This is a genomic window from Streptomyces sp. NPDC047841, from assembly GCF_040704085.1.
In the GTDB taxonomy this organism is placed as follows: domain Bacteria; phylum Actinomycetota; class Actinomycetes; order Streptomycetales; family Streptomycetaceae; genus Streptomyces; species Streptomyces argyrophylli.
In genome coordinates this window covers 96,331-107,548 of record NZ_JBEYRP010000002.1, presented here as the reverse complement: position 1 = coordinate 107,548, position 11,218 = coordinate 96,331, and the positions used below count along the sequence as shown (strand labels likewise).

9 protein-coding genes are annotated in these 11,218 nt (G+C 72.7%); 5 read left to right on the top strand and 4 right to left on the bottom strand.

The window, feature by feature from the left end; genetic code table 11:
• Position 1 precedes the first annotated feature (1 nt).
• Genes AB0947_RS03025 through AB0947_RS03010 form a run of 4 tightly spaced genes read right to left on the bottom strand, consistent with a single transcriptional unit; the run spans position 2 to position 3,415 of the window.
• Entirely contained in the window at positions 2 to 970 is a 969-nt protein-coding gene (locus AB0947_RS03025; protein WP_366748527.1) for a complex I subunit 1 family protein, read from the bottom strand.
• Complete coding sequence (locus AB0947_RS03020; RefSeq protein WP_366748526.1) at positions 967 to 2,403, bottom strand: NADH-quinone oxidoreductase subunit C; 1,437 nt, start codon at positions 2,401 to 2,403, stop codon at positions 967 to 969. Before AB0947_RS03020 ends, AB0947_RS03025 begins: the two co-directional genes overlap by 4 nt.
• On the bottom strand, positions 2,400 to 3,005 hold the full coding sequence (locus AB0947_RS03015) for an NADH-quinone oxidoreductase subunit B family protein (protein ID WP_366748525.1): 606 nt from the start codon (positions 3,003 to 3,005) through the stop codon (positions 2,400 to 2,402). The genes AB0947_RS03020 and AB0947_RS03015 overlap by 4 nt, the downstream gene beginning before the upstream one ends.
• Complete coding sequence (locus AB0947_RS03010; protein ID WP_225811474.1) at positions 2,996 to 3,415, bottom strand: NADH-quinone oxidoreductase subunit A; 420 nt, start codon at positions 3,413 to 3,415, stop codon at positions 2,996 to 2,998. Before AB0947_RS03010 ends, AB0947_RS03015 begins: the two co-directional genes overlap by 10 nt.
• A gap of 198 nt (positions 3,416 to 3,613) precedes the next feature.
• Here AB0947_RS03010 and AB0947_RS03005 point away from each other — a divergent pair, with 198 nt between their 5' ends.
• From AB0947_RS03005 to AB0947_RS02985, 5 genes are all read left to right on the top strand, one after another.
• On the top strand, positions 3,614 to 4,858 hold the full coding sequence (locus AB0947_RS03005) for a sensor domain-containing protein (RefSeq protein WP_366748523.1): 1,245 nt from the start codon (positions 3,614 to 3,616) through the stop codon (positions 4,856 to 4,858).
• Between the two features lie 256 nt (positions 4,859 to 5,114).
• Positions 5,115 to 6,440 carry a sensor domain-containing protein gene (locus AB0947_RS03000; protein ID WP_366748522.1) on the top strand — a complete coding sequence of 442 codons (1,326 nt, stop codon included), beginning with the start codon at positions 5,115 to 5,117 and terminating at the stop codon, positions 6,438 to 6,440.
• 782 nt (positions 6,441 to 7,222) lie between these two features.
• Positions 7,223 to 7,894, top strand: coding sequence for a response regulator transcription factor (locus AB0947_RS02995; RefSeq protein WP_366748521.1), 672 nt, complete (start codon positions 7,223 to 7,225; stop codon positions 7,892 to 7,894).
• A gap of 340 nt (positions 7,895 to 8,234) precedes the next feature.
• Positions 8,235 to 10,163 (top strand): 2-oxoacid:acceptor oxidoreductase subunit alpha, encoded by a 1,929-nt coding sequence (locus AB0947_RS02990; RefSeq protein WP_366748520.1) that lies wholly within the window; start codon positions 8,235 to 8,237, stop codon positions 10,161 to 10,163.
• Positions 10,156 to 11,217: a 2-oxoacid:ferredoxin oxidoreductase subunit beta gene (locus AB0947_RS02985; RefSeq protein WP_366748519.1), complete on the top strand. Its 1,062-nt coding sequence runs from the start codon at positions 10,156 to 10,158 to the stop codon at positions 11,215 to 11,217. The genes AB0947_RS02990 and AB0947_RS02985 overlap by 8 nt, the downstream gene beginning before the upstream one ends.
• Position 11,218: the final 1 nt, after the last annotated feature.

Below are 11,218 nucleotides of genomic sequence, written 5' to 3'. Positions count from 1 at the left end.
GTTAGCTGATCACCACCTTGACGATGCCGGTGAGGGCGATCTGGGCGAGGGAGAGGGGGACGAGGAGGGTCCAGGACAGCTTCTGGAGCTGGTCCTCGCGCAGCCGCGGGTAGGTGACGCGGAGCCAGATGACGAGGAAGGCGAGGATCGCGGTCTTCAGCAGGGTCCACAGCCAGCCCAGGCCGTCGTGGCCCCACGGCCCGTGCCAGCCGCCGAGGAAGAGGACGGTGGTCAGGCCGCACAGGACGACGATCCCGGCGTACTCGGCGAGGAGGAAGAGCGCGAACCGCAGCCCGGTGTACTCGGTGTACGCGCCGAAGATGATCTCCGAGTCGGCGACGGGCATGTCGAACGGCGGGCGTTGCAGCTCGGCGAGTCCGGCGACGAAGAAGACGATCGCGCCGACGATCTGCCACGGCAGCCACCACCAGTGGAAGGCGTGCACGATGCCAGGCAGGGAGACGGTGCCCGCCGCCATCGCGACCGAGGCCGCCGCCAGCAGCATCGGGAGTTCGTAGGCGAGCAGTTGGGCGGCCGTGCGCAGGCCGCCGAGCAGGGAGAACTTGTTGGCGCTGGCCCAGCCGGCCATCAGCGAGCCGAGGACGCCGACGCCCATCACCGCGAGGACGAAGAACACGCCGGCGTCCAGCACCTGGCCGACGGCGCCCTCGCCCGGGCCGATGGGGATGGCGAGGAGGACGAGGAGGTACGGCAACAGGGCGACGGCGGGGGCGAGCTGGAAGACGCGGCGGTCGGCGCCCGCCGGGACCACGTCCTCCTTCTGCGCGAACTTCACGCCGTCCGCGATGAGCTGGGCCCAGCCGTGGAAGCCGCCGGCGTACATCGGTCCGAGCCGGCCCTGCATGTGGGCCATCACCTTGTGCTCGGTCTGGCCCACGATCAGCGGGAAGGTGAGGAAGACGACGAAGACGACCACGAGTCGCAGGGCGACGTCCAACGCGCCGTTCACTGCGGGCCTCCTGCGGGGTCGTCGGGGGTGGTCGGGTCGTGCTCGGGGGCGTCGGGGCGCGGCTCGGGGGCGCGTGCCTGCTCCGCCTCCGGCTCCGGGGCCGGTTCCGCAGGTCGCTCAGGTTCCGCAGGCCGCTCAGGTTCCGCGGGCCGCTCCGGCCCGGCTGCCTTCCGCGGCTCCGGTTCAGCAGGGGTCTCCGGCTCGGCGAACGCCGGGCGGGCGTGGTGCCACGGGGCGTCGGAACTGCGCGGGGCGGTGCCGCGGCGGGCGGGGCCAGTGGCGCCGGCCGGCTCCGTCGGCTCCGTCGGTTCCGTCGGTTCCGTCGGTTCCGTCGGCTCCGTCGGGGAGGGTTCCGGCGCCGTCGTGGGCCGCTGTGAGGCCGAGCCCTGTGCGGCGCTGCGGGCGCGGCGCGGCCGGGCGGGTGCGGGCGTCGGGCCGGGCTCGTACGCCACCGAGGCCTCGGCGGCCGGCCCTTCCGTGGGTCCTTGCGCCGCCGCCCGGGTGGCGTCGCCCTCGGTCGCGGCCTGCTCGCGCGTCGCCGCGTCCTCGGCGGCCGGCACCGCCGACTGGCTCACCGAGCCCTGGCTCGCACTCCGCATCCGACGCGGCCGGCCGGAGGCACCGGCACCGGCACCGGCACCGGCATCAGCACCAGCACCAGCACCAGCACCAGCACCAGCACCAGCACCAGCACCAGCACCAGGAGCCTCCCCGGCTCCGCCCGCGGCTGCGGCCTGGCTGGCCGAGCCCTGGGAGGCCGAGCGGGCGCGCCGTACCGGACGCTCCCCCGCCGCGCCTGCCGCGGCACCTGCCGCCGTGCGGCCCGCCGCCGCCCTCGCCGGGCGGGCCGGGGCGGGTGGGAGCTGGCCCTTCAGGGGGCCCCACTCGTTGGGGTCGGGGACGCCGGGGGGCAGCATCTGCCGGCGTTTGGGGCCGCCGTGCTCGGACTCGCCGGGTTCCTTCGCGCCCGGCCAGGCCTTGGCGACGCGGGCGGCGAGGACGAAGTCCTTGCGGAGGGGATGGCCCTCGAAGGTCTCCGGGAGGAGGAGGTGCTCCAGCCCGGGGTGGCCCTCGAAGACGACGCCGAACATCTCGTGGGTCTCGCGCTCGTGCCAGGCGGCACCGGCGTAGACGCCGACGGCGGAGGGCAGGGCGGGGGCGTCGTGCGGCACGGTCGTGCGGACGAGGAGCCGGCGGACCGGGTGCAGGGCGACGACGTGCGCGCAGATCCGGAAGCCGGTGCCCGGCTCGTCGACCGCGCTCAGCCAGTCGAAGTAGGTGCAGGACAGGGTCGTACGGGCCGTCTCCAGGGCGGAGAGCCAGGCGGACGGCGGTACGTCCACGGTCAGGACGTCGTAGGACTCCTCGGCCGTGGCTCCCGTACCGAAGAGTTCCTCGGCGGGAGCGGGCAGCCAGCCGGCGGCCGTGTTCATCGCGTGTCCCCCTCACCGGCCGGCGCCGGGGGCCGCACCAGGCCGCTCTGGAGGGCGGCGGCGGACGGCCGGGCGGGCCCGCTGCCGTACCGCTCGTCCAGCGACTCGCGGGCGATCTTCTCCTGGAGCTTGAGGATGCCCTGGAGCAGCGCCTCGGGGCGCGGCGGGCAGCCGGGGACGTAGACGTCGACGGGGATGATCTGGTCGACGCCCTTGGTCACCGAGTACGAGTCCCAGTAGGGGCCGCCGCAGTTGGAGCAGGCGCCGAAGGAGATGACGTACTTGGGTTCCGGCATCTGCTCGTACAGGCGCTTGACCGCCGGGGCCATCTTGTCCGTCACCGTGCCCGAGACCACCATCAGGTCGGCCTGGCGGGGGCCCGGCGCGAACGGGATCACGCCGAGGCGGATGAAGTCGTGGCGGGCCATCGACGCGGCGATGAACTCGATCGCGCAGCAGGCGAGGCCGAAGTTGAACACCCAGAGCGAGTAGCGGCGGCCCCAGTTCAGGACGACCTTCATCGGCTCCGGGGCGAGGCGGGCGATCGCGCCCAGCCTCTTCGGCTCGGGCAGGTACACGGGCTCGGCGGGGTTCACGTCCATGCCAGGACGCCCTTCTTGTATGCGTACAGCAGGCCGACGGCGAGGAAGCCGAGGAAGACGAACATCTCCACCAGGGTCGCCGCGCCGTAGCCGGGGGCGGCGAAGACCGTCGCCCAGGGGAACAGGAAGATCGAGTCGACGGCGAAGATCACGTACAGGAAGGCGTACACGTAGTAGCGGACCTGGGTGTGGGCCCAGCCCTCGCCGACGGGGTCGACTCCGCACTCGTAGGTCAGGAGTTTCTCCGGTGTCGGCACGACCGGGCGCAGCAGGCGGCCCGCGCCGAAGGCGACCGCGACGAAGAGCACGCCGATGAGGGCGAGCAGTCCGACCACCGAGTAGGACCGGAAGTAGCCGGCCGCGACGACGTTCACCGCGGCGTACGACGAGTCCCCCAACGTCTCCCGCACCGTCCGTCCCTCGTTCCCTGACCTCGTTGACCTCGTTGACCTGTACGCACGGGAGTCTAGGCCCTGATAAAGAACCGGTAAGCAGCCCGTCAGGCCGTGAGACAGCCGGTACCCGGGATGGGGTGGGGTTTTCCCCCGGCGGCGGAGGGCGGCGTACCGCATGGCGTGGACGGTGCCGGGCACGGCAGGCTGATCAGCATGACCGCTCCCAGCCCCGCCGCCGACCGGACCGGCGGCACCGACGAACGTGACGGCCGTGCCGGTAACCGCGGACACGGCGGACACGACGGACACGACGGCCCGCACCGGCTGCCGCCGCCCCAGCCGGCCTTTGAGGCGCACACCTGGAAGGAGATCGCGTATCTCCTGCTGAACCTGCCGGTGGCGCTGTTCGGATTCACGTACGCGGTCACCGTGCTGGTGGCCGGCGGCGCCCTCACCCTCACCGTGATCGGTCTGCCGCTGCTCGCGCTGTCCCTGCTGGGCGCGCGGCAGCTGGGCAAACTGGAACGGGCCCGGGCCCGCAAGCTGCTCGGGGTGCGGGTGGAGGAGCCCTCGCCGCTGCCGCTCGCCAAGGGCGGGGGCCCGGTGCAGCGGCTGTGGATGGCGCTGAAGGACCCGGTGGGGTGGCGCACGATGCTGTACGACGCCGTCCGGCTGCCCTGGGGCATCCTCACCTTCTGCACGGTGCTGGTCTCGCTGTTCGTGCTGTGGCCGCTGCTGCCGTACCTGGCGCGGGGCATGGCGAACCTGGACCGGGCGATGGTGCGGGGGCTGCTGTCGCCCTCGGACGAGCTGGAGCGCCGGATCGCCGAGCTGGAGTCCGACCGCGGGATCGTGGTGGACACGGCGGCGGCGGACCTGCGCCGGATCGAACGGGACCTGCACGACGGGGCCCAGGCGCGGCTGGTCAACCTGGCCATGGGGCTGGGCCTCGCCAAGGAGAAGCTGCTGGAGGACCCGGACGCGGCGGCGGCGATGGTGGACGAGGCGCACGGCGAGGTGAAGCTGGCCCTCCAGGAGCTGCGCGACCTGGCCCGGGGCATCCACCCGGCCGTGCTCACCGACCGCGGCCTGGACGCGGCCCTGTCGGCGGTCGCCTCCCGCTGCACGGTGCCGGTGACGGTGACCGTGGACCTGCCGGCCCGGCCGGCGGCGGCCATCGAGGGCATCGCCTACTTCACCGTCTCCGAGCTGCTCCAGAACATCAGCAAGCACAGCGGCGCCCGGTCCGCCTCCGTCGACGCGTGGCACTCGGAGGACCGGCTGCTCATCCAGGTCCGGGACGACGGCCGGGGCGGCGCCCGGCTGGACGGGGGCAGCGGGATGCGGGGCCTGGCGGACCGGCTGGGCGCGGTGGACGGCCTGTTCGTCGTCGACTCCCCGGCGGGCGGCCCGACGGTGGTCACGGCGGAGCTGCCCTGGCGGGACCGGCAGGAGTAGCCCCGCCCGCACCTGGCCGGCGGCCGCGGCGGCACGCGCGCGTGAGACGTGAAAGACGCCTCACGCGCGCGTGGCCGCGTTTCCGGGCCGCGCGACCGCGGCGCCCTCCACGGCTCTACGGCTGGGCGGAGCGCGGGGGTGGGGAAAACCCCCCGCTCAAGACGCCGACGGACTCCATGTCCCGGGAGGGCCCGGCGGACGACCCTGGTGGTACGGCTGGAACCGCCGCCGCAACGAGGAGAACGGGACGACACCGATGGTCACGGACTACGGACAGGGATACGCCACCCGCAGCGAGCCGCGGCACCGGCTGCCCGCCGGGCTGCGGGCGCCCTTCGAGGGCCGCAGCTGGCGCGAGTTCGGCTACGTGCTGCTGAGCCTGCCGGTGGCGGTCGTCCTGTTCAGCTGGACGGTGACGATGGTCGCGCTCGGCGCGGGCCTGCTGGTGACCTTCCTCGGCATCCCGGTGCTGGCGGCGGCGCTCGCCGGCTGCCGGGGCTTCGGCGTGCTGGAGCGGGCGCGGGCGCGCGGCCTGCTGGACCTGGAGGTGGCCGACCCGGAGCCGCTGCGGCCGCGCAAACAGGGTGCGGCGGCCTGGATGGGCGCGGTACTCAAGAGCGGCGCCTCCTGGCGGCACGCGCTGTACGCGCTGGTGCAGTTCCCGTGGGCGGTGTTCTCGTTCTCGGTGGCGGTGACCTTCTGGTCCTGCGGCTGGGCGCTGCTGAGCTATCCGCTGTGGTTCTGGGTGTTCCCGGCGTACGCCGGCCAGGGCGGGATCCAGCTCTACGGCGACGCCCACCACAGCGTCTATCTCGACAACCCCTTCGAGATCACCGTGACCGCGCTGGTCGGGCTGGTGTTCACCCTGGCCACGCCCTGGCTCGTACGGGCCCTGACGACCGTGGACGGACTGCTCGTGCGCGGGCTGCTCGGCCCGTCGCGACTGTCGGCGCGGGTGGTGGAGCTGGAGTCGGACCGGGGGGTCGTGGTCGACACGGCCGCCGCCGATCTGCGCCGCATCGAGCGGGACCTGCACGACGGGGCGCAGGCCCGGCTGGTGAACCTGGCGATGGACCTGGGGCTGGCGAAGGAGAAGCTGCGGGAGGACCCGCGGACGGCGGCGCGGATGGTGGAGGAGGCGCACGGCGAGGTGAAGACGGCCCTCCAGGAACTCCGGGACCTGGCCCGGGGCATCCACCCGGCCGTGCTCACCGACCGCGGCCTGGACGCGGCCCTGTCGGCGGTCGCCTCCCGCTGCGCGGTGCCGGTGCGGGTCGAGGTCGACCTGCCGGCCCGGCCCGCGCCCGCCATCGAGGGCATCGCCTACTTCACCGTCTCCGAGCTGCTCCAGAACATCAGCAAGCACAGCGGCGCCCGGTCCGCCTCCGTCGACGTGTGGCGCTCGGAGGACCGGCTGATGCTCCAGGTGACCGACGACGGCGTGGGCGGCGCCGACACGTCCCGGGGCTCCGGGCTGGCCGGCCTCGCCACCCGCCTGGACGCGGTGGACGGCATCCTCATGGTGGACTCCCCGGCGGGCGGCCCCACCCGGGTGATCGCGGAACTCCCCTGGCGCGGCTGACCCCCGAACGGCCCACAGCCGGAACGGCGCCACGCGTGGGCGCTCCGCGCGGCAGAACGGCGACACGCCTGGGCCCGGGGGCGGCGGTACGGGGGCACTCCGAGCGGCTGAACAGGCGGCACGCCAAAGCCCGCCCGCGCGGCAGAACGGCGGCACGGCTGGGCGCGGGGGCCGCGGTACGGGAGCATTCCGAGCGGCAGAACAGGCGGCACGCCTGAGCACCCCGCGCGGCAAAACGGCGTGGCGGCGCAACTCGCTGGGCAGAGCGGTGACACGCCTGACCGAGGGAACAACGCCGCACCCGCGCGGCAAAACGGCCGCACGCCAAAGCGCCCGCACAACCGAAGGCGGTACGCCAAAGCCCGCCCGCGCGGCAGAACGGCGGCACGGCTGGGCGCGGGGGCCGCGGTACGGGAGCATTCCGAGCGGCAGAACAGGCGGCACGCCTGAGCACCCCGCGCGGCAGAACGCCGTAGCGGCGCAACTCGCTGGGCAGAGCGGTGACACGCCTGACCGACGGAACAACGCCGCACCCGCGCGGGAAAACGGCCGCACGCCGAGCGACAAGCGCTGAGCACCAAGCACCCCCGTATCCGCCCGGCGCAGCGCATGCGACCACGTCCGCTCCCCCAGGACACGCCCCGGCGCGCCCCCGGTGTTCCTCCGGTATTCCGCCCGGTCCGGCGGCGGACCGGGCGGATTGCTGGAATGCTGGACCACCGGAAGGACGCCCCGGGCGGTCGGCGTCGCGGGGGATCGGGCTGTGGGGGGCCGGAAGAATCGTGGAGGACAGGGTGCGGGTGGTCATCGCCGAGGATTCAGTGCTGCTGCGGGAGGGCCTGACCCGGCTGCTGACCGACCGCGGGCACGATGTGGTGGCGGGCGTCGGCGACGCGGACGCGCTGGTGAAAACCATCTCCGAGCTGGACGAGGGGGGTGAGCTGCCCGACGTGGTCGTCGCGGACGTACGGATGCCGCCGACGCACACCGACGAGGGTGTCCGGGCGGCCGTACTGCTGCGCCGGCTGCACCCCGGGCTCGGGGTGCTGGTGCTGTCGCAGTACGTCGAGGAGCGCTACGCCACCGAGCTGCTGGCCGGTTCCAGCCGGGGCGTCGGCTATCTGCTCAAGGACCGGGTGGCGGACGTCCGGGAGTTCGTGGACGCGGTGGTGCGGGTCGCCGAGGGCGGCACGGCACTGGACCCGGAGGTGGTCGCGCAGCTGCTCGGCCGCAGCCGCAAGCAGGACGTGCTGGCGGGGCTGACGCCCCGGGAGCGCGAGGTGCTGGGGCTGATGGCGGAAGGGCGGACGAACTCGGCGATCGCCCGGCAGCTGGTGGTCAGCGACGGCGCCGTCGAGAAGCACGTCAGCAACATCTTCCTGAAGCTCGGCCTGGCCCCGAGCGAGGGGGACCACCGGCGGGTTCTGGCCGTTCTCACCTACCTGAACTCCTAGCCGGCCGGACCCGTGTCAGCCTCCCGTCAGCGCCCCGTCAGCCGCTCCCGCTCCGGTGGAGGCGGGTACCCGGGAGGAAGGCCCGGAGCGATCCGTAGGGGGCGACCGGGGCTCCAGACGGGAGCCGGAGGAGAGAACCTGTACACGCGCGGGGAGCGCCTTGACCGGCGCTCCGGCGATGCGGGACATGATGTGCACACAGCGCGACAGGCCGTCTCGAAATGTCGTCCAATCCCTGGATGGCCTCGGGAAGGCGACCCTAACCGACGTAGGGTTGATCCTGGGATGGTCCGTGGGACGACCAGGCCCCGGACAGCCGCCTCGAAGGAGGTCCAGTTCAGTGACCAGCCAGGTCAGCAGCCCAGCGGAGCAGACCGACGGAACCGTCGTGGGAGAGCAGCGCAAACCGGGCGGCGCGAAGGACGTGCGGCGCCTGGACCGGGTGATCATCCGGTTCGCGGGGGACTCGGGTGACGGCATGCAGCTCACCGGGGACCGTTTCACCTCGGAGACCGCTTCCTTCGGCAACGACCTCTCCACCCTCCCGAACTTCCCCGCCGAGATCCGCGCCCCCGCCGGCACCCTGCCGGGTGTCTCGTCCTTCCAGCTCCACTTCGCCGACCACGACATCCTCACCCCCGGTGACGCGCCGAACGTCCTGGTCGCCATGAACCCGGCCGCCCTGAAGGCCAACATCGGCGATCTCCCACGCGGAGCCGAGATCATCGTCAACACCGACGAGTTCACCAAGCGGGCCCTGCAGAAGGTGGGGTACGCCAGCGACCCGCTGCAGGACGGCTCGCTGGACGGCTACAGCCTCCACCCGGTGCCGCTGACCACGCTCACCGTGGAGGCGCTGAAGGAGTTCGACCTCTCCCGCAAGGAGGCCGAGCGCAGCAAGAACATGTTCGCGCTGGGCCTGCTGAGCTGGATGTACCACCGGCCCACCGAGGGCACCGAGAAGTTCCTGAGGTCGAAGTTCGCGAAGAAGCCGGACATCGCCGAGGCCAACATCGCGGCGTTCCGCGCGGGCTGGAACTTCGGCGAGACGACCGAGGACTTCGCGGTCTCCTACGAGGTCGCGCCGGCCGCCAAGGCCTTCCCGGTCGGCACCTACCGGAACATCTCCGGCAACCTCGCCTTGGCCTACGGCCTGATCACCGCGTCCCGCCAGGCGGATCTGCCGCTGTTCCTGGGGTCGTACCCGATCACGCCGGCCTCGGACATCCTGCACGAGCTGAGCAAGCACAAGAACTTCGGCGTGCGCACCTTCCAGGCCGAGGACGAGATCGCGGGCATCGGCGCGGCGCTGGGCGCCGCGTTCGGCGGTTCGCTGGCGGTGACCACGACGAGCGGCCCCGGTGTCGCCCTGAAGAGCGAGACGATCGGCCTCGCGGTCTCGCTGGAGCTGCCCCTGCTGGTGGTGGACATCCAGCGCGGCGGCCCGTCGACGGGTCTGCCGACCAAGACCGAGCAGGCCGACCTGCTCCAGGCGATGTACGGCCGCAACGGCGAGGCGCCGGTGCCGGTGGTCGCACCGCGGACCCCGGCGGACTGCTTCGACGCCGCCCTGGAGGCGGCCCGGATCGCGCTGACGTACCGCACCCCGGTGATGCTGCTGTCGGACGGCTACCTGGCCAACGGCTCCGAGCCGTGGCGCATCCCCGACCTGGAGGAGCTGCCCGACCTGCGGGTGCGCTTCGCCTCCGGCCCGAACCACACGCTGGAGGACGGCACCGAGGTCTTCTGGCCGTACAAGCGGGACCCGCGCACCCTGGCCCGGCCGTGGGCGATCCCGGGCACCCCGGGCCTGGAGCACCGCATCGGCGGCATCGAGAAGCAGGACGGCACGGGCAACATCTCCTACGACCCGGCCAACCACGACTTCATGGTCCGCACCCGGCAGGCCAAGGTCGACGGCATCGACGTCCCCGACGTGGAGGTCGACGACCCGCACGGCGCGCGGACCCTGGTGCTCGGCTGGGGCTCGACCTACGGGCCGATCACGGCGGCGGTACGGCGGCTGCGCGCCGCCGGCGAGTCGATCGCGCAGACCCACCTGCGCCACCTCAACCCCTTCCCGCGCAACCTCGGCACGGTCCTGAAGGGCTACGACAAGGTGGTCGTCCCCGAGATGAACCTCGGGCAGCTCGCCACCCTCATCCGGGCGAAGTACCTGGTCGACGCCCACTCCTACAACCAGGTCAACGGGATGCCGTTCAAGGCGGAACAGCTCGCCGCGGCGCTGAAGGAGGCCATCGATGACTGACGCCACCAACGGGCTGCTCCAGCTGGTCCCCAAGGCTGAGGCCAAGCAGTCGATGAAGGACTTCAAGTCGGACCAGGAGGTGCGCTGGTGCCCGGGCTGCGGTGACTACGCGATCCTCGCGGCCGTGCAGGGCTTCATGCCGGAGCTGGGCCTGGCGCGGGAGAACATCGTCTTCGTCTCCGGCATCGGCTGCTCCTCCCGCTTCCCGTACTACATGAACACCTACGGGATGCACTCCATCCACGGCCGCGCCCCGGCCATCGCGACGGGCCTGGCCTCCTCCCGCCGGGACCTGAGCGTGTGGGTCGTCACCGGTGACGGCGACGCGCTGTCCATCGGCGGCAACCACCTGATCCACGCCCTGCGCCGCAACGTCAACCTGAAGATCCTGCTGTTCAACAACCGGATCTACGGCCTGACGAAGGGCCAGTACTCGCCGACCTCCGAGGTCGGCAAGGTCACCAAGTCGACGCCGATGGGCTCGCTGGACGCGCCGTTCAACCCGGTGTCGCTGGCGATCGGCGCGGAGGCGTCCTTCGTGGCGCGCACGATCGACTCGGACCGCAAACACCTGACCGAGGTGCTGCGCGCCGCCGCCGGCCACCCGGGTACGGCGCTGATCGAGATCTACCAGAACTGCAACATCTTCAACGACGGCGCGTTCGACGCCCTGAAGGACAGACAGCGGGCCGAGGAAGCGCTGATCCGGCTGGAGCACGGGCAGCCGATCCGCTTCGGGGCGGACGGCGCGAGAGGCGTGGTCCGCGACGCACGGACCGGCGACCTGAAGGTGGTGACCGTGACGCCGGAGAACGAGGCGGACGTCCTGGTGCACGACGCCCATGCCGCGTCCCCGACCACGGCGTTCGCGCTGTCCCGGCTGGCCGACCCGGACACCCTGCACCACACGCCGATCGGGGTGTTCCGCTCGGTCGAGCGGCCGGTGTACGACGTCCGGATGGCCGAGCAGCTCGACACCGCGATCGAGCAGCACGGCAAGGGCGACCTGGCCGCGCTGCTGGCCGGCGGGGACACCTGGACGGTCGTCGGCTGAT

Excerpts from the sequence above, each read along its gene's own strand:
- AB0947_RS03020 (WP_366748526.1), bottom strand. The coding sequence starts at position 2,403 with ATGAACACGGCCGCCGGCTGGCTGCCCGCTCCCGCCGAGGAACTCTTC.
- AB0947_RS03015 (WP_366748525.1), bottom strand. The coding sequence starts at position 3,005 with ATGGACGTGAACCCCGCCGAGCCCGTGTACCTGCCCGAGCCGAAGAGG.
- AB0947_RS03005 (WP_366748523.1), top strand. The coding sequence starts at position 3,614 with ATGACCGCTCCCAGCCCCGCCGCCGACCGGACCGGCGGCACCGACGAA.
- AB0947_RS03000 (WP_366748522.1), top strand. The coding sequence starts at position 5,115 with ATGGTCACGGACTACGGACAGGGATACGCCACCCGCAGCGAGCCGCGG.
- AB0947_RS02985 (WP_366748519.1), top strand. The coding sequence starts at position 10,156 with ATGACTGACGCCACCAACGGGCTGCTCCAGCTGGTCCCCAAGGCTGAG.